Below are 18,077 nucleotides of genomic sequence, written 5' to 3'. Positions count from 1 at the left end.
AATAAAGAGAAAAATATGGCACTCGTATCATTGCGACAATTGTTAGATCACGCAGCCGAACACCAGTACGGCTTGGCTGCGTTTAATGTGAACAACATGGAGCAAGTGCACGCCATTATGCAGGCGGCTGACGCAGTGAATAGCCCTGTGATATTGCAAGCGTCTGCTGGTGCCAGAAAATATGCGGGTGAAGCGTTTTTACGTCACCTTGTATTAGCAGCGATTGAATCTTACCCGCATATTCCCATTGTGATGCACCAAGATCATGGACACACCCCTGCGGTATGTATTCAAGCTATGCGCTCAGGATTTTCCAGCGTGATGATGGATGGCTCGCTCATGGATGATGCTAAAACGCCTTCTAGCTATGAATACAATGTCAGCGTGACCAAACAAATTGTAGAAGTGGCACATGCCATTGGCGTGTCGGTTGAAGGTGAGCTGGGCGTGCTAGGCTCATTAGAAACCGGTAAAGCCGGAGAGGAAGACGGTTCTGGTGCTGAGGGTATTTTAAGTCATGAACAGTTATTGACCGACCCGGAAGAAGCCGCTGACTTTGTGAAGAAAACGGGCGTGGATGCCTTGGCGATTGCCATCGGGACTTCGCATGGTGCGTATAAATTTACAAGCCCGCCTACTGGGCAAACCTTGGCCATTCATCGCATCAAAGAAATCCATGCGCGCATCCCCAATACGCATTTGGTGATGCATGGCTCTTCTTCAGTCCCGCAAGAATGGCTCAAAACCATCAATGCGCATGGCGGCAATATGGGTGAAACCTATGGTGTGCCGGTGGAAGAGATTGTAGAGGGCATCAAGTATGGTGTGCGTAAGGTCAATATTGATACCGATTTACGCATGGCGACTACTGGTGCGTTGCGCCGCTTTTTTGATGAGAATAAGCAGGAATTTGATCCCAGAAAATTCTTAACAGTGAGTACGGTGGCCATGCGTGATATTTGCAAGGCGCGTTATGAGGCATTTGGCTCGGCGGGGAAGGCCTCCCTCATTAAACCCATTTCATGCGATGCGATGGCTGAACGCTATAAATCCGGGCAACTAAGCGCGATAGTGAAGTGACTGGCTGATACTCAAGCTCCCACTTGCTGGAGCTCGCTTATTCTCTCCGTAGTTGTTATCTCTATAAAGTTAAAGGCAGTTATCGGCCCAAGGCTGACAACCAACGAGTCGCATATCCGATGCCATTAAGCCTCAGAGTAAATGTGCAAGTTTGCTTTTACTACTCATTGACCCCTAACTCTTTTAGATCTTTGTCGTACATTGCTACTAACAATAACTCTCCCTTGTCGTCCACGCGAAACTGTCCGTACCGTGCTGGCTCGTAAATTTTCCCATTACCTTCTTGGAAAAAATAGGCATTGGTAGCAAATTTCACTGTGCCGTTACGAACACGGTAACGTAGAAGTATCTCTTTGTTTGAAAGCGGTTGATCTATGTAAAGGCTTTTGAATGTACCCACGTTTCGCGCATCAAGGCTGGCGATAACAAAACCGTCCGATGCTGCTATGTCATGCCTCCACTGACGGCGATCCTCTGTTTTAGGCAGAGCCTGATAAACTTCATCACCAAGACGAAAGTTCAGCGCCATATAATCTCCTTGCATCAGTGAACGAGGATCCACGGGAGTAACTTCAAGATATACCTCTTTTCCTTCAACTAAATGTTTTTCCTTTCCGATAATAGACCAGTTCACAAGAACCAGAATAATTAGAAGCGAGCCAATCACGATCTTCTTATGCATGGTGCACCTCATTGCCTATTGGGAAAATTCTGAACATTAGCCAACGGACAAAGAGCAAAATAAGCCCGACCATGAGTAAAGATTGGGACTTGTCCAGTAATGTCGTATCAAGCAGATAGTAGTACGAAGAAATATAAAACAGAAGTGAAACGATTCCTAAACTGAGAAGAACGCGGTTTGCACAGAAAAAACCGAAGCTGATGATCACCATCCCCACAGTTATGCCTTGAACATTCATAGATACCGCGCAAATGAGAAGAGTGGCTAACAACGTTATAATGGATAGTCGGCTTCTTACTGGCTGTCCATAACGCTGCAATAAACTCCAAACAACGTATAGCGTTACTGCTCCTATCATGAGTTCTCCAAGCCATGGCTGTGCCCAGAACTCATGGTTTTCAGAGGAAAGCCCACCGAACGTTTGGTAGTTAAATTGGGCTGTTCCTTTCAGTGCAATAATTGCGAGGACCAAGCCATATCCGATGGCCCTTATTTTTTTCATCTGTTGAGGATAGTGGAATTCGTGCAGCCAGCAGAGCGAAGTGCCAAATATAAGAATCCCGCCAATCACATAAGGGATATGCAGTTCTGTGAGCGCCATAGATATAGCTATTGCCGCAACCAGAGTAGATACGATGCTATGAACAAAGTTAGGCATCACCACCACCAGAGCGACTTGCAGCATAGCGAGCAGAAGCCATACCACTATTTGATTATGATTGGCAAAGTCGAATATTGCGTAGGCAATTAAAGCTTGGCCTGCCATACTTGTGGCCAAGCCTAAGTGTTCAACAAACTCATTGGCGGGTATGCGTAATAAAGCAAAAGCACCTACTAGCATAATCCCCCCGAAAATAAGAGCTGCTCCGGGTGTTTTAAAGACAAACTGGAAAGCAGCGCCAATAAATCCAAGAATAAAGATTGCTGCCAGCCAACCGGAAAATGCTAAAAGAGCTTTGATATACCAAGGAGACTCTAAAACTTCACTTTCAGGTTGCGCACCCTCAACGATTCCATGCTCCTGTAAGAGAGCCCACACTTGATTACTCATGATAGACTCTCCCGGTGAATATTTTTAAGCCACAAGGTAGCACCACTACCCATCCCAATAACGATCAAGGCAAGAAGCAGAAAAGCACCTGCATCATCATGGTGCAATATGTGGTTGCTTAGGAATGAAATTGTTATCGTTATTGTGGACAAACAGCACCCAGCAAGCATAAAGAGATCTAGTCTTACATATCGATAAATATAATACATTGCAGCCAACCATAGTCCCCATACCAGTCCAGGATAACCGACTACCTCTTGAGGACTAAAAATTGAGAGTAAAACTAGGCAAGTCAATGGAACACCAGAGCCGATAGCCAGTAGCCGAATAGCCCACTGTTCTGACAGCCATTGCCATGTCGTTGCCAGTAGCTGCCATGTGATTAAAGCAAGGGTGTTAAAAAGAAATATGATCCACAACATGGCTGACTCAGAACTGAAAACAAGACCGAACAATCCGCGAAATGTCAGGTAATACAAGATAATAGAGACGTTGATAAGTGCTATCCAGACTATCCATATTGCGGAAAAACGTCCGACAATAGCCCATGGCAACATTAGCAGAGCCCAGTTGAAGAACAGTTGCCAGGGATCTGCACCGGTCTGGTAGGTCTGCCCGTACAATGCTAACAACACACCTAAAGAGATTGTTGCTACAAGAATAGAGACCTTGCTGGCGATGGAGTCTTCCGCAAATTTACAGTATGCGACAACAGCCAAAACAATAGCCCCCTCTACCATGCCGAATTTGGAAAAACGCCCTAAGTCTTTCCAGTTGTATGCGATAAAGAACATGACTGCAAAGGCTAGCGCAAGACCACCTAGCCAAAGTAGGAGATAATCGATAAAAGCCTGCCATTTTTTGCCGTTGGGTACGATCTTTAAGACAGTGAGTGCAGTGTCGATTTTTTCTTCTGGTATGACTCCCTGCTCTATCAGTTCGATTAATTGCTCGCGAGGTGTGCTCATGAATTGAACCTTTTCTCTTCGTTAATATTTATCAGCTGAACCTTAAAAATTAAGGGGCTGACTTTAGCCAGCCTCGCTTGAGTGATAGGTTGCGTTTTTAGCCACCGCGAATCACATCTTTTAGCTCAATTTGAATAGAGCGGAATTTTGAATATACCCAGAGACCAGTAGCAACAAAAATGCCGAATGCTGCCGTAAAAACTAGTGATATAAGCAAACCAATAAAAGGAGACGCCACTAGTCCTGCGATGCCTGTAATTGGTTTTTCATTCCATGTAATCGAATTTGCTCCAAAAAGAGCGAAAACACCCATAAATATACTTAGTGGAACAATTGAGCAAAGCGAGCCGATGGCGATTAACTTGAAAATGGAACCAGTAGATAGTTTTTTTGTAGTGATTGTTTCGTACATTTATTACCCCTTGTTTTTATTTTAAAGCCTTAGGCTTGGCTATTATTCTGTCCATATAATAATTAATAGCAAGTAGGGGCGCAACTAAGTCAAGTAACAATAATGAAGTTAAGATACGAACGTCTACTTTGGGCCGTTATTGAGTAAAGCAGTCTAGCGCTTGGTTTTGCCGTGATAGGTTGCGATGCGCTCAACTTCATGCTTGCTACCCATGATGACCGGAACACGCTGATGCAATGCACTTGGCACCAACTCTAAAATACGCATATGTCCGGTGGTAGATAAACCGCCTGCTTGCTCCATAATAAAACTCATCGGGTTGGCTTCGTACAGCAGGCGCAGCTTACCGCCTTGTTTTTTGATTTTACTGTCCATCGGGTACATAAACACACCGCCACGCACTAAGATGCGATGGATTTCCGCCACCATTGAAGCAACCCAGCGCATATTGAAATCTTTTTCGCGGTCGCCTTCCTCGCCTTGTAAACACTCATCAATGTAACGTTGTATCGGCGCTTGCCAAAACCGGTAGTTGGACATATTGATCGCAAACTCTTGCGTATCCGCAGGTACTTGCATGTTGGCATGGGTCAGGTAAAACTCACCCAACTCGTTGTCCAGTGTAAAGCCATGCACGCCGTTACCAATAGTGAGTACCAGCATGGTGGAAGTGCCATATAAGGCATAACCAGCACAGATTTGTTGCGAGCCGGGTTGCAGAAAATCTGCCAGTACAGGCATTGCCCCCGGGCTTTTTAGAATAGAAAAAATTGTGCCGACAGAGATGTTCACATTGACGTTGGAAGAGCCATCCAAAGGATCAAACAGCAATAAATACTGGCCGTTTGGGGAGATGTCTTCATCAAGTTGAATGATTTCTTCCATTTCCTCGGAGGCCATGCCGACAACATAGCCACTGGTTTGTGCAGATTCAATAAAAATCTCATTGGTAATCACATCCAGCGCTTTTTGTACTTCACCCTGTACGTTTTCAGAGCTTAGGTTGTGCATAGTGCCTTCTAGCGCGCCACTATCAATCGCAATCGCTATTTTTTTACATGCAGTGATGACATCGTTGAGTATGGCTGTGAGTGCGGTGCGGTGCTCACCATTGATGTGTGCTGAAAAATAGTCTGTTATTTTGATTTTTTCTGTCATGACAATTCCTTAATCATCTGCTAACCACTTGGTATCGAATGTGCATTATGCCTTTACAACAAAAGAACATGAAGTATTTGCATTGAATTGACTGAGTAAATGCTTGATTTGAGCACACAGAAATAGTCTTTATAATGGAGGCAATTCAATTTTATGTGCGCGATCTTGTTATGACAGCTATTTCTCTTTCTGTGCAATATGCCACGCATATGCCCCATTTACCCACTAAGCAGCAACTTAAGCGTTGGGTGCGTGCTGCGGTGCGTGTGGAAACAGAAGTTGCCATTCGCATTGTCGATGCAGAAGAAGGGCGTGCCTTAAATAGTGCTTATCGCGGCAAGGATTACGCTACGAATGTACTGACGTTTCCACTGACAGAAGAGCCCCATCTGATGGGCGATATTATTATTTGTGCGCCGGTAGTCGAATCAGAAGCGCGTGCACAAAATAAATCCCTAGAAGCGCATTATGCACACTTAACGGTGCATGGCATATTGCACTTGCACGGATATGACCACGAAACTGAGCCGCAAGCGGAGCTCATGGAGGCGCTTGAGGTAACAATTTTACAAAAATTAGGGTATCCTAATCCCTATCTCTTTACACAGGATGCCTAACCCGCATTTAGCATGGCCAGTGAGTCGGAAAAACCCCAACATAAACCTAGCTTATTAGAACGTTTAAGCCACTTTTTACTACGCGAACCAGAAGACCGCGAGCAGTTAGTAGAGCTACTGCATAGCGCTTACGAAAATCACCTGATGGATAGCGACTCTCTCGCGATGATTGAGGGTGTGCTGCAAGTCAGCGAGATGCAAGTGCGTGACATTATGATCCCGCGTTCGCAAATGGATGTGATTGATATTACCCATCCGCCAGAAACATTTATTCCGCATGTGATTGAAACTGCACACTCACGTTTTCCCGTAATTGAGGACAATAAAAACGATGTGATTGGCATACTCCTTGCTAAAGATTTACTAAGGTATTACGCGGGTGAAGATTTTGATGTGCGCGATATGTTGCGTCCGGCTGTATTCATTCCAGAATCTAAGCGCTTGAATGTGTTGTTGAAAGAGTTTCGTAGTAATCGTAATCATATTGCGATTGTGGTCGACGAGTACGGTGGTGTGGCAGGAATGGTCACCATTGAGGACGTGCTGGAACAAATTGTCGGCGATATTGAAGATGAATACGATTACGATGAAGACGAAGACAATATCATTCATCATGCGGATGGGCAGTACCGGGTAAAAGCGCTGACGGAAATTACGGATTTTAACGAAGCGGTAGGTACGCAATTTAGCGACGAAGAATTCTCTACTATTGGTGGTTTGGTGGTGAATCGATTTGGGCATTTGCCTAAACGTGGAGATGCCATCAATATTGATAATATCAGAGTCACAGTGGTTAGAGCGGATAGTAGGCGCTTACATTCTATTTTGGTGGAAGTGTTGCCGGAAGAGCCGTATCCGATAGAAAACACATAGCATCATCAATTTAGCTTGCGCGCAATATACTGTTGAACTAATTTTAAATTCGCTTCTCATAATGTCATTGATAGGAGAGTGTCATGAAAATTTGGCAAACTGTAGGTGTATTAAGTATTGCATTGAGTGCATGGCATGTGAATGCGGGCGAAATTAAAACCGAGCCGCTGGCTGGTGAGTTGCCGACAGAAGAGAAGGCGTTTGTGAATGCCATTGGCAAATTAAACAAAGCCAAAATTGTAGAGTTGCTTGGTGAACCGGCAAAAGCGGAAGATGTGAAACTCAAAGATTCTGGCCGAGTGGTGGCGTCTATCTGGCATTACCATTACATCAACACAGCTGCCGATGGCGAATATTATCAAACGACCGAGCTGGATTTTATTGATGATCAAGTAAATGTGGTGGTGTTTTTAAACAATGATGGTAGCGAACAAGTACCAGCTGGGCAAAAGTATGAAGTGCCGGAAGTTAAACCGGAAATGTAAGCTCTAGAATAAATAAGCTAATGTAAGCTTGGATGAGTAATGTTAAAAAAGGCGCCTTAAGCGCCTTTTTTATTCAACCTTTGCCTATCAAGGCTTATTTTTTAAGTGAGTCGCGAATCTCACGCAACAGCACTACATCTTCTGGCGTTGGTGCTGGTGCGGCGGCAGGTTCTGCTTTTTTCAGCTTATTCATGATGCGTACCATTTGGAAAATGATAAACGCTAAGATGATAAAGTTAAGTGCGATTGTAATAAAGTTACCGTAAGCCAATACAGCGCCGGCTTTTTTGGCTTCGATTAAGGCCAGACCAGCTTCTTGGCCATTCAATGGAATGTACATATTGCTAAAATCCAAGCCTCCAACCAATGTGCTGACTACGGGCATGATGATGTCGCCTACTAGCGAATCCACAATCTTACCAAAGGCTGCGCCGATAATCACACCCACGGCTAAGTCCATGACATTACCTTTTAATGCAAACTCCTTAAACTCTGACATCATGCTCACGATGTAAACCCTCCTCGTATCAATTATTAATTAGTAACCGTTAAACTACCCGTTTAATATAGTCCGCTCGCAATTCTTGTGTCAATCAACTTCGTGATTATTCATTTTTGCTGCCACTTTTGTACATGAAGTGTGCGCGCAGGCGTTACAATCCGAGGGTTTTAATTTGTTACTCAATCATCAATATGCTTAAAACAGCCTGTCTTAAACAAAATATCTGGGCGTTGCTTGCTGGCGCGCTCACTGTGTTTGGCTTTGCGCCTTACGGACTATTTGTTGCGCCGCTACTTGGTTTGGGTGTGCTGTTTTACTTATGGCAAACATCTGAGCAACCCAAGCAAGCTTTTAAGTTAGGGCTAAGCTTTGGCTTGGGTCTGTATGGGTTTGGCATTTATTGGATTTATATCAGCCTGCATGAATTTGGCGGTATGCCTTGGTGGTTCGCAGGGTTTTGTACGTTTTGCCTGTGTGCATTTATGGCCTTGTTTCCTGCAATGGTCGGCTATGTAAGCAAGCGCATCGGCTATCTATGGTTGAGTGCGCCTGTGCTATGGGGCGTGTCAGACTGGGTACGTAGCTGGATATTCACAGGATTCCCTTGGTTGACCATGGGCTATAGCCAAGTGCCGCATAGCCCTTTGGTTGGATTCATGCCTATATTCGGCGTGTATGCAGCTTCTACATTGACTGCATTGATGGCTGCGATAGTGGCTTATTGGTTTGCGCAACCGCAGCAGAGCAGTATTTGGAAGCGTAATGCGATTGCTTGTATTGTTGTGCTTGTTGTTTCAGGCTTTTTACTCAAAGCAGTGGAATGGACCAAGCCAATTGGCAAGCCGATAAGTGTGGCTTTACTGCAAGGCAATATTAGTCAGTCCATCAAGTGGTCGCCCGATGTGGCTGGCCAGACCATTCGCCAATATCTGGAGATGGTAGAGCAAAGCAAAGCACAGCTGATTGTATTGCCAGAAACCGCTTTGCCAGTGATTGCGCAGCAACTGGATGCGTCAACAGTAGAGCGCTTGCGCGCGCATGGTAAACAAAATCAGGGTGATGTGCTGGTGGGCTTGGTGCAATACGATGCTACGAATGAAAGTTACTTTAATAGTGCTATTAGTTTTGGTACTGCGCCAATGCAGGCGTACTCTAAAAGCCATTTGGTGCCGTTTGGTGAATTTATTCCGTTCAAAGCAATCTTCGGCTGGATCTATCGCGATTGGTTGAATATTCCGTTGAGTGATTTATCGCGCGGAGGTAATCAAGTGCCCATGCAGTTGGTTAATCAGCATGTGGCCGTGAATATTTGCTACGAAGATGTATTTGGTGAAGAAATTATTCGGCAATTGCCAGCAGCCACCTTGCTGGTCAACATGAGTAACGATGCATGGTATGGGCAATCATTTGCTGCGGAACAGCATATGCAATTTAGCCAGGTGCGTGCCATTGAAACCGGGCGCATGATGCTCAGAGCCACCAACACTGGCGCGACAGCGATCATTGACCAGCATGGTGTAGTGCTAGCGCATGCACCGCACGATACACAGGTGATATTGGAAGGAAATGCGCAGGGCTACCAAGGTACTACGCCCTATATTGCATGGGGAAACTGGCCATTTATTCTATTCAGCATTGGTGTAATTGCTTTTGTTTTATGGCGTAAAACCAAGTAAAATCGAGGTTTTAGCAATCATCATTTTTACGCCTGCTTTAAACTTTGTTTTTGTAGAAAAAAGACAAGGAGGCAAGGCACAGGCAGTACGGTTAAAGTACGACAAGCCGAAGCTGACAACGTATTTTTTGGAATAAGAACAAATGTCACTGACTTTTCAGCAAATTATATTAACGCTACAAGACTATTGGGATAAACAGGGCTGTACCTTGCTGCAACCCTACGATATGGAAGTAGGCGCTGGCACAAGCCACACTGCTACATTTCTACGTGCACTAGGCCCAGAGCCATGGAAAGCGGCCTATGTGCAACCAAGCCGTCGTCCTAAAGATGGCCGCTATGGCGAAAATCCAAATCGCTTACAACATTACTATCAATTTCAAGTGGTGCTTAAACCAGCCCCAGCCAATATTTTGGAGCTGTATTTGGGCTCGTTAGAAGCCTTGGGCTTTGACTTAAAACAAAACGATGTGCGCTTTGTAGAGGATGACTGGGAAAACCCGACGCTGGGCGCTTGGGGCTTGGGCTGGGAAGTGTGGCTCAATGGGATGGAGGTCACGCAGTTTACGTACTTCCAGCAAGTCGGCGGCATTAACTGTAAGCCCATTACCGGTGAAATCACTTATGGCTTAGAGCGTCTCGCCATGTATTTGCAAGGCGTGGAAAATGTATACGACCTCACTTACTCACCCGGCGTGAAATATGGTGATGTGTTCTTACAAAATGAAAAAGAGCAATCTGCTTATAACTTTGAGCATAGCGATGTCGATTTTCTGTTGATCGCATTTAATGCGCACGAAAAACAAGCCAAGCATTTGATGGAAGAAAAGCTTGCATTGCCAGCGTATGAGCAAGTGCTTAAAGCCGCCCATACCTTTAATTTGCTAGATGCACGTGGTGCGATTTCTGTGACAGAACGCGCTGCGTATATTGGGCGTATTCGTAACTTAGCGCGTAGTGTGGCGGCCAGTTATTTAGATAGCCGTGCACGTTTGGGTTTCCCCATGGCGCCCAAAGCGTGGGCTGACGAAGTGTTAGCACAAATAGAACAAAATAAGAAAGCCGCAGCATGAGTAGCAACCTAGCAAAAAATTTATTAGTAGAGTTATTTGTAGAAGAATTGCCGCCAAAGGCGCTCAAAAAACTGGGCGAGTCTTTTGCAGCTAGTATTTTTGAGAGTTTAAATTCAGACGAGTTAGTCAGTGATGAGTCAATATTTGAGACTTTTGCAACGCCAAGACGGCTTGCTGTATTAGTCTCAAAAGTGAATGATATTTCGCCACCCAAAAAAATCACAGCTAAGCTGATGCCTGCGGCAATCGGATTGGACGCAAATGGTAATCCAACCCCAGCCCTCATTAAAAAATTAATCTCTACTTGCGGATATAACGAAGAGGCTGATTTTAAGGATATTGTAAAGGCAAGAGTTGCAAAAGAGCATGATGGCAAAACGGATGTTTTATTCCATACTGATATAGCGCAAGGTAAGCCTTTGTCTATATGCTTGCAATATGCGCTAGATGAAGCCTTAGTAAAACTGCCAATTCCTAAAGTCATGACTTATCAAATCAATGATGGCTGGGAAAGTGTCAATTTTGTGCGCCCTGCGCATGGCTTAGTCGCTTTGCATGGAACCCAGGTTGTGCCTACAACGGTACTTGGATTGTCGGCTGGTAACAGCACGCAGGGTCATCGTTTTGAAGCAAAAAATGCGACCATTACCATTCAGTCGGCGGATAGCTATGCGCAGCAACTTGCCGATGAAGGTGCTGTGATTGCAAGTTTCGCAGCGCGTAAAGCGGAAATCGTACGTCAACTCACTGCCGCCGCAGCAAAAGAAAATCTAACGCCGATTGACGACGATGCATTGCTGGATGAAGTGACAGCGCTGGTGGAACTGCCAAATGTGTTGCTTGGCCAATTTGAGCAAGAGTTTTTGGAAGTGCCACAAGAGTGCCTGATTTTGACCATGAAGGCCAATCAGAAATACTTCCCCTTGCTAGATGCGAACGGCAAACTCACGCACAAATTTTTGATTGTCTCTAACATCAAACCGGCAGACCCATCCAAAGTGATTGGTGGGAATGAGCGTGTGGTGCGCCCACGTTTGGCCGATGCTAAATTCTTTTTTGATCAAGACCGTAAAAAGACGCTGGAAAGTCGTATCGATGGCCTGGCCAAAGTGGTATATCACAACAAACTTGGTAGCCAAGGCGAACGCAATGCCCGTGTAGTAGCCATTGCTAAAGCGATTGCTGAACAAATCAACCCAAGTTTAACGGCCAAAGCGATACAGGCAGCGCGTTTATCTAAAGTGGATTTGCTCACAGATATGGTGGGCGAATTTCCAGAGTTGCAAGGCATTATGGGGCGCTATTACGCGCAACATGAAGGCTTGGATGATGATGTTGCGTTTGCGATTGAAGATCACTATAAGCCACGCTTTGCTGGTGATGATTTGCCGCGTCATCAAGTGGGTGTGATTGTGGCGCTAGCCGATAAGCTTGAAACGCTTGTGGGCTTATTTAGCATAGGTGAAAAGCCAACGGGTGATAAAGATCCATTTGCGTTGCGTCGCCAAGCATTAGGTATTATTCGTATGTTAATAGATGCGGCATTGCCATTATCGTTAAATGCTGTGATGGAAATCGCATTCTCTCAGTTTGTTCCTGACCCAAGTGCGCGCGCTGCAGTGAAAGAGTTTTGTTATGATCGTTTAAGTGTAAACCTGCGTGACCAAGGCGCAAGTGCACAAGAAGTAGACGCGGTATTGTCACTGACACCAGAGCTCCTTAGTGAAGTGCCCGCCCGTCTTGCTGCGGTGCGTAGTTTTGCTAGTTTGGTTGAAGCCCCTGCGCTCGCCGCTGCCAATAAGCGTGTAGGCAATATTCTGAAAAAAGTAGAAGGTGAGTTAACGACCGAAGTGAATGCTAACTTACTGCAAGAACCTGCAGAAAAAGCACTTGCAGATGCGTTAACTACAGTAAAGCCGAAAGCCGATCAGCTATTTGAATCTGGCGATTACACAGCATCCCTTCAAGCACTGGCTGTACTCAAAGCACCTGTAGATGCATTTTTTGACAATGTCATGGTCAATGCGGACAATGTGGATTTAAGGAATAACCGTTTGGCGTTACTCAACCAATTACATCAAGCCATGAACCGTGTGGCTGATTTATCCAAATTAGCAAGCTAAACTCTGCGAGCATACTGTTGAAACTGGTCATATTAGATAGGGATGGCGTCATCAATCGAGATAGCGCCACGTTCATCAAAAGTCCAAACGAATGGGTGCCTATCCCCGGCAGCTTAGAGGCGATTGTGACGCTGAATCAGGCAGGGTATCGCGTGGTGGTGGCAACCAATCAATCGGGCATTGCGCGCGGCTTGTTTGATATGGCCACGCTGAATGCAATTCACGATAAGATGCATCGCGCGTTGGCACAGATGGGTGGACGCATTGATGCTTTATTTTATTGCCCGCATGCGGCAGATGATCAGTGCGATTGTCGCAAACCTAAAACCGGCATGATGGAAGAAATCGGCAGGCGTTTTTCTATTGAGCTAAATCAGGTATATGGGGTGGGGGATGCGCTACGAGATTTACAGGCGTTTAGCCATGCGGGCTGCAAATCTATTTTAGTACGCACTGGCAAAGGTGAAGATACTTTTGCTCAAGGAAACTTGCCATCGGATACCCTTGTGGTAGCGGACCTGGCAGAGGCCGTACAACATATTATTGCTGACTAAATGATACTTAGGCTTCGATCACTGCTGTTCTATTTGGGCTTGCTTGTCATCACGCCCATTTTCTCTGTTATTGCTATTTTACTTGTCCCGCTGAATAACGTCACACGTTCACGCATTGCCAGCGGCTGGGCTTATTGCACCGTATATTGGCTTAAGCTCACCTGTAATTTGAGCGTGTCTGTACAAGGGCGTGAGCATATTCCGGATCATCCTTCTATTGTTCTCTGCAAACACCAATCTGCTTGGGAAACGATTGCTTTGCAAACCATTTTCCCACCGCAGATTTGGGTCATGAAGCGTGAGCTATTGATGATTCCATTTTTAGGCTGGGCCTTTATGGCGCTGGCGGCAATTCCAATTGACCGCAGTGCCGGACGCGAAGCGCTCAAAAAGTTGGTGGCCAATGGCAAAGACCGTTTGGCTAGAGGCTTGTGGGTAGTGATTTTCCCGGAAGGGACGCGCACAGCGCCTGGCCAACGCGCCAAGTATCATGTTGGTGGCGCATGGTTGGCTGCGCATACGCAAAGTACAGTAGTGCCCGTGGCACACAATGCTGGCCGCTATTGGCGCAAAAATTCATTTATCAAATATCCAGGCACGATTCAAGTGGTGATTGGGCCGCCGATTGAAACGGCTGGCATGAAGCCAGATGAAGTGAATCAGCGCGTGGAAGCTTGGATTGAGGCGGAGATGCAATCGCTTTGATAGAGCAAACCATCACACTTGCGAACGGTCAGCATATTGCCTATTTGCTCGAGTATCGTACGCGGCGTACCGTCGGTTTGAAAATCACGCAACAAGGTTTGGTGGTGCACGCCCCCAAGCGTTTGGTGACCCATCAGTTAAATCAAATCCTGTTAGAGAAGTCTGCTTGGATTAGTAATAAACTGGCCTTGCGCGAAGTCAATGCAGTAGACAAAGTGCAGTGGCAGCATGGTGAGCACTTATTATTGTTGGGGCAGGACATTGAATTACAGCTACTGGAAACCAGTGCAAAGCCAATACTCCGTTTGGATGGGCAACGTCTGGTGCTGACGGTCAAAGACATTGGCAATACAGAGGCCATCGCCAAACGCATTATTCGCTGGTATCAGCAGCAGGCCTATGAGGACTTTGCGCGCAGGGTGGAAATTTTTTCTGCTAAGTTGGGGGTACCCACGCCGCCGATTGCGCTATCCAGTGCCCAATCACGTTGGGGGAGTTGCAATAGCCGTGGTCAAATTCGTTTGAATTGGCGCCTAATACAGGCACCGCCGCAAATCATTAATCATGTCGTTTGTCACGAATTGGCGCACTTGAAAGAGATGAATCATTCTGCCAAGTTTTACGCAGTGTTAACGCAGCTGTTTCCGGAACATGCAATCGTTGAACAAGCGCTCAAGCGCTTTTCACCGCAGCTACACCGTCTTTAATATTTCGTTAAAACAATTGTTTCACATCATGTGCAATATCGGCAGGCTTTTGCCCATAGCTCATGTAGATGCGCGCTGTGCCTTTTTTATCAAACACATATAAGCCAGCACTGTGGTCAATCGTGTAGTTGCTTGAGGTGCTGCTGACGACCTTAGAAGCAAAGATTTTATAACTGCCCATGTTCTCGGACACTTCTTGCAGGGAGCCGCGCAAGCCGATAAAACGCTTGTCAAACGAGGGTACAAACTGTGCCAGTACTTCTTGCGTGTCACGTTCCGGATCAACGGTAATGAATAGCACTTGTACTTGATCCGCGTCTTTACCTAGTAACTTCATGGTCTGGCGGAGATCACTCATGGTGGTTGGGCAAACATCCGGGCAGTGCGTATAACCAAAGAACATGATGACCACTTTGCCTTTGAAGTCGGACATCGCGCGAAGCTTGCCGGTATGATCTGTTAATGTGAGCGGTTTACCAAATTCTGCACCTGTAATATCGGTGCCGATAAAATGGGCGGCTTTAGGGGCTGCATTACAGGCAGTCAGCATTAAAAATAGGCTTAAAAATAACCACTTACGCATGAAAAGTATCCTTTGGTAACAATTACACTCACTTACGAATAAGATTTGACTTTATTCTAGGATTTTGATTCTAACATAAGCAATAAATTCGCTGCTTTGGTTTACAATATTGCTTTTGTAATTTTCACAAGATAAGGCAAGCGAAATGGCAATACCAACCTCAATGGCAGACCGTGATGGCGTAATTTGGTATGACGGCAAAATGGTCAACTGGCGTGATGCAACGACTCACGTATTAACGCACACATTGCATTACGGCATGGGCGTGTTTGAGGGGGTGCGTGCCTACAAAACCGATAAAGGGCCTGCGATTTTTCGCTTAAAAGAGCATACGGATCGCTTGTTCCGCAGTGCGCATATCTTAGGCATGAAAATGCCGTTTGATAAAGCAACGCTGATCGAAGCGCAAAAAGCGGCGGTACGGGATAACAAGCTCGAATCTGCCTACATGCGCCCAATGGCGTTCTATGGCGCTGAGGCGATGGGTATCTCTGCTAAAACGTTATCTACGCACGTGATTGTCGCGGCATGGAGTTGGGGCGCTTATATGGGTGAAGAGGCGATTACCAAAGGCATTCGCGTGAAGACTTCTTCTTTTTCACGTCATCACGTGAATATCACCATGTGTAAAGCCAAAGCCAATGGTAACTACATGAACAGTATTTTGGCGCACCAAGAGGCAGCGCAAGATGGCTACCAAGAAGCGTTGTTGCTGGATGTAGACGGCTTTGTTGCAGAGGGCTCTGGCGAAAATATCTTTATCGTACGTAACGGTAAACTGATTACGCCGGATTTAACCAGTGCGTTAGAAGGCATTACACGCGACACGATTGTGCAACTGGCTAAAGAATTAGGGCTGGAAGTGATTGAGAAACGTATTACGCGTGATGAAGTGTACAGTGCAGATGAAGCGTTTTTTACAGGTACTGCTGCAGAAGTGACGCCGATTCGCGAGCTAGACAATCGTGCGATTGGCGAAGGCGCCCGTGGCCCTATCACAGAAAAACTGCAAAGCCTGTACTTTGATGTGGTGAAAGGTAAATCCGAGAAACACATGGGATGGCTCACTTTGGTTTAACATTCTAGTGTCACATCACTCAACAAAAAATAATGGATATTAAAGTTCAGTTATTGTTACTAGCCTTAGTGCTGTGTGGTGTGGCAGTGTTAGTGCGGTTTTCTGCAAAATCTGCATTGCATATGATATTCAATGCAGACAGCCACAGTAGTTCAAGTCTTGTTGAAGTGATGCGCACCTCGTTGGCATTGTTGCTGATGTTTGTAGCAAGTGCGGTAGTCATCAATATTGGTTTGCAGCGCATGTTTGGTTATGGCAACGAGTTAACCACCATCTATTTTGCAACATATCTACATGCGATTGCAGGTGCAGATTCTTGGGGCGTGATGGTCAAAGCGCTCACGCATCTGGATGCGTTTCCAAGTGAGTCAATCTATGATGCGCTTATCTTAAAAGACCAAACTAAGTTTCAATATCCCCCCAGTGCGTTACTCATTTTCGATCTACCGCATCGTTTTTTTGGCTTGTCGTACGAGGCTATTGTTGACAACGCCAACATCATCAGTTGGTTATGTTTACCGCTATTGGGTATTGTGTTTTACAAACTGATTGATAAAAGCGTTGTCACTGCTTGGCACACCACTTCGCGACTCTTTAGCGAGACGCAACAGCAAATACCTGTTTGGATGCGCGTATTGGCTTTGCTGACTGGGGTTGCTGCTGTGGCGATGTTTTATCCTATATTACGGTCTTATTTCTTGGGCCAGGTTCAAACATTCATGACCTTATTGGCTGGGCTGGCTTTATTGGCGTGGCAGACTAAGCGTTTGGGGGCGGCAGGTGTTTTATTGAGCATTTGCTGTAGCTTTAAGCCGCAATGGATTATTTTGATTCCATGGGCCTTCATCAGAAGGCAGTGGCATTTTCTTATTACGTTTTCTATTTCGTCAGCCATCATCTTTTTAGTGTCTGTGTCGCTATATGGCGTTGAAAACTGGACAGACTATTTCTCCGTATTGTCTTTTCTGAGTCAACACGGCGAGAGTTTTTATCCCAATCAATCCATCAATGGCATCATGCATCGGCTATTGTTGAATGGGAATAATCTAGAGTGGCTTTCCAATACATTTCCACCTTATCACCCATGGGTGTATCTGACCACTTTGCTGACCTCTGCGCTGCTGTTGGCGGTTGCGCTATTCTGGAAATTTCTGCGTCAACCCAATGCAACTGACCTGTCGATTATGATGTTGAGCCTGACGATCGCCTCTCCTATTGCTTGGGAGCATCACTATGGCATTGCAATTCTATTGCTAGCCATTATCTTACCTTTGTCTGTGGTCTACCGGCCACTTGGTCAATGGACCGTGCCTTATATGTGGGTCATGTACTTATTGATTAGCCAGAATTTTGGCTACTTCGCATCGTCATTGGCAGATACGTATTGGAACGTTTTACAATCCACTTTATATATTGGCGTCATCATGTTGTTGTGGCTGTTATATAAGCTATCGCAGAAACAACATAAGCACCGCATTGCCAATGCAGGGCGTTAATTTTCAAGTTATCATTACAGAATAAACCGTTAAGAAAGTGACGCCATGTCAGATGTAAAAGAGTTCGAAAACAATGAGATTGAAATCTTGGCCAAAGATTTGCCTTTGCATTGCCCGACCAAAGAAGTGGCGTTGTGGGCATCGCACCCGCGCGTGTTTTTAGATGTAGCCAAAACAGGCCATGTCGCTTGCCCTTACTGTGGAACGAATTACAAGCTCAAAGAAGGCGAAGTGGCTTCACATCATTAAGCCGAT

20 protein-coding genes are annotated in these 18,077 nt (G+C 45.6%); 13 read left to right on the top strand and 7 right to left on the bottom strand.

Annotated features, from left to right (window positions below; translation table 11 throughout):
- Positions 1-15 precede the first annotated feature (15 nt).
- Entirely contained in the window at positions 16-1,080 is a 1,065-nt protein-coding gene (gene fba / locus FG11_RS09490; protein ID WP_047534625.1) for a class II fructose-bisphosphate aldolase, read from the top strand.
- A 160-nt stretch (positions 1,081-1,240) separates the two neighbouring features.
- Here fba and FG11_RS09485 read toward each other — a convergent pair whose 3' ends face one another.
- The 5 genes from FG11_RS09485 to FG11_RS09465 all read right to left on the bottom strand — a co-directional run bounded on the left by FG11_RS09485 (position 1,241) and on the right by FG11_RS09465 (position 5,351).
- The gene (locus FG11_RS09485; protein ID WP_047534623.1) at positions 1,241-1,762 is read right to left on the bottom strand and encodes a GDYXXLXY domain-containing protein; all 522 of its coding nucleotides are present in this window, start codon (positions 1,760-1,762) and stop codon (positions 1,241-1,243) included.
- Positions 1,755-2,813 carry a DUF4401 domain-containing protein gene (locus FG11_RS09480; protein ID WP_047534622.1) on the bottom strand — a complete coding sequence of 353 codons (1,059 nt, stop codon included), beginning with the start codon at positions 2,811-2,813 and terminating at the stop codon, positions 1,755-1,757. Before FG11_RS09480 ends, FG11_RS09485 begins: the two co-directional genes overlap by 8 nt.
- Positions 2,810-3,781 carry a DUF2157 domain-containing protein gene (locus FG11_RS09475; protein ID WP_047534620.1) on the bottom strand — a complete coding sequence of 324 codons (972 nt, stop codon included), beginning with the start codon at positions 3,779-3,781 and terminating at the stop codon, positions 2,810-2,812. The genes FG11_RS09480 and FG11_RS09475 overlap by 4 nt, the downstream gene beginning before the upstream one ends.
- Positions 3,782-3,878: 97 nt before the next feature.
- Entirely contained in the window at positions 3,879-4,193 is a 315-nt protein-coding gene (locus FG11_RS09470) for a hypothetical protein (protein WP_025224891.1), read from the bottom strand.
- A 153-nt stretch (positions 4,194-4,346) separates the two neighbouring features.
- Positions 4,347-5,351, bottom strand: a complete 1,005-nt coding sequence (locus FG11_RS09465) for a class 1 fructose-bisphosphatase (protein WP_047534619.1) — start codon at positions 5,349-5,351, stop codon at positions 4,347-4,349.
- Positions 5,352-5,521: 170 nt separating this feature from the next.
- Between FG11_RS09465 and ybeY the strand changes: the two genes are divergently transcribed.
- From ybeY to FG11_RS09450, 3 genes are all read left to right on the top strand, one after another.
- On the top strand, positions 5,522-5,968 hold the full coding sequence (gene ybeY / locus FG11_RS09460) for an rRNA maturation RNase YbeY (protein ID WP_047536068.1): 447 nt from the start codon (positions 5,522-5,524) through the stop codon (positions 5,966-5,968).
- Positions 5,969-5,980: 12 nt separating this feature from the next.
- Positions 5,981-6,841, top strand: a complete 861-nt coding sequence (locus tag FG11_RS09455) for an HlyC/CorC family transporter (protein WP_020182840.1) — start codon at positions 5,981-5,983, stop codon at positions 6,839-6,841.
- An 83-nt stretch (positions 6,842-6,924) separates the two neighbouring features.
- Entirely contained in the window at positions 6,925-7,326 is a 402-nt protein-coding gene (locus tag FG11_RS09450; RefSeq protein ID WP_047534615.1) for a hypothetical protein, read from the top strand.
- A 94-nt stretch (positions 7,327-7,420) separates the two neighbouring features.
- On the opposite strand, the gene mscL is transcribed toward FG11_RS09450, so the two are convergent.
- Positions 7,421-7,834 (bottom strand): large conductance mechanosensitive channel protein MscL, encoded by a 414-nt coding sequence (mscL, locus tag FG11_RS09445; protein WP_025224888.1) that lies wholly within the window; start codon positions 7,832-7,834, stop codon positions 7,421-7,423.
- Between the two features lie 185 nt (positions 7,835-8,019).
- Here mscL and lnt point away from each other — a divergent pair, with 185 nt between their 5' ends.
- The 6 genes from lnt to FG11_RS09415 all read left to right on the top strand — a co-directional run bounded on the left by lnt (position 8,020) and on the right by FG11_RS09415 (position 14,665).
- Entirely contained in the window at positions 8,020-9,504 is a 1,485-nt protein-coding gene (lnt, locus tag FG11_RS09440; RefSeq protein ID WP_047534612.1) for an apolipoprotein N-acyltransferase, read from the top strand.
- Between the two features lie 142 nt (positions 9,505-9,646).
- Positions 9,647-10,576, top strand: a complete 930-nt coding sequence (gene glyQ, locus FG11_RS09435; protein ID WP_047534609.1) for a glycine--tRNA ligase subunit alpha — start codon at positions 9,647-9,649, stop codon at positions 10,574-10,576.
- On the top strand, positions 10,573-12,699 hold the full coding sequence (gene glyS, locus FG11_RS09430) for a glycine--tRNA ligase subunit beta (protein WP_047534606.1): 2,127 nt from the start codon (positions 10,573-10,575) through the stop codon (positions 12,697-12,699). Before glyQ ends, glyS begins: the two co-directional genes overlap by 4 nt.
- Before the next feature lie 17 nt (positions 12,700-12,716).
- Positions 12,717-13,253 carry a D-glycero-beta-D-manno-heptose 1,7-bisphosphate 7-phosphatase gene (gene gmhB, locus FG11_RS09425; protein WP_025224885.1) on the top strand — a complete coding sequence of 179 codons (537 nt, stop codon included), beginning with the start codon at positions 12,717-12,719 and terminating at the stop codon, positions 13,251-13,253.
- Complete coding sequence (locus FG11_RS09420; protein ID WP_081739956.1) at positions 13,254-13,958, top strand: lysophospholipid acyltransferase family protein; 705 nt, start codon at positions 13,254-13,256, stop codon at positions 13,956-13,958.
- Positions 13,955-14,665, top strand: coding sequence for a M48 family metallopeptidase (locus FG11_RS09415; RefSeq protein ID WP_020182831.1), 711 nt, complete (start codon positions 13,955-13,957; stop codon positions 14,663-14,665). Before FG11_RS09420 ends, FG11_RS09415 begins: the two co-directional genes overlap by 4 nt.
- Before the next feature lie 7 nt (positions 14,666-14,672).
- Here FG11_RS09415 and FG11_RS09410 read toward each other — a convergent pair whose 3' ends face one another.
- Positions 14,673-15,248, bottom strand: a complete 576-nt coding sequence (locus FG11_RS09410) for an SCO family protein (protein WP_020182830.1) — start codon at positions 15,246-15,248, stop codon at positions 14,673-14,675.
- Positions 15,249-15,411: 163 nt separating this feature from the next.
- Between FG11_RS09410 and FG11_RS09405 the strand changes: the two genes are divergently transcribed.
- Genes FG11_RS09405 through FG11_RS09395 form a run of 3 tightly spaced genes read left to right on the top strand, consistent with a single transcriptional unit; the run spans position 15,412 to position 18,071 of the window.
- Complete coding sequence (locus FG11_RS09405) at positions 15,412-16,326, top strand: branched-chain amino acid transaminase (RefSeq protein WP_047534603.1); 915 nt, start codon at positions 15,412-15,414, stop codon at positions 16,324-16,326.
- Positions 16,327-16,358: 32 nt separating this feature from the next.
- On the top strand, positions 16,359-17,822 hold the full coding sequence (locus FG11_RS09400) for a glycosyltransferase family 87 protein (RefSeq protein WP_047534600.1): 1,464 nt from the start codon (positions 16,359-16,361) through the stop codon (positions 17,820-17,822).
- A 45-nt stretch (positions 17,823-17,867) separates the two neighbouring features.
- Positions 17,868-18,071 carry a zinc-finger domain-containing protein gene (locus FG11_RS09395; protein WP_047534594.1) on the top strand — a complete coding sequence of 68 codons (204 nt, stop codon included), beginning with the start codon at positions 17,868-17,870 and terminating at the stop codon, positions 18,069-18,071.
- The last annotated feature ends 6 nt before the right edge of the window (positions 18,072-18,077 follow it).

The sequence above is a fragment of the Methylotenera sp. N17 genome (genome assembly GCF_000799155.1).
Classification (GTDB): Bacteria; Pseudomonadota; Gammaproteobacteria; order Burkholderiales; family Methylophilaceae; genus Methylophilus.
Note: the sequence above shows the minus strand (reverse complement) of the source record. Positions and strands in the feature narration are given on the sequence as shown.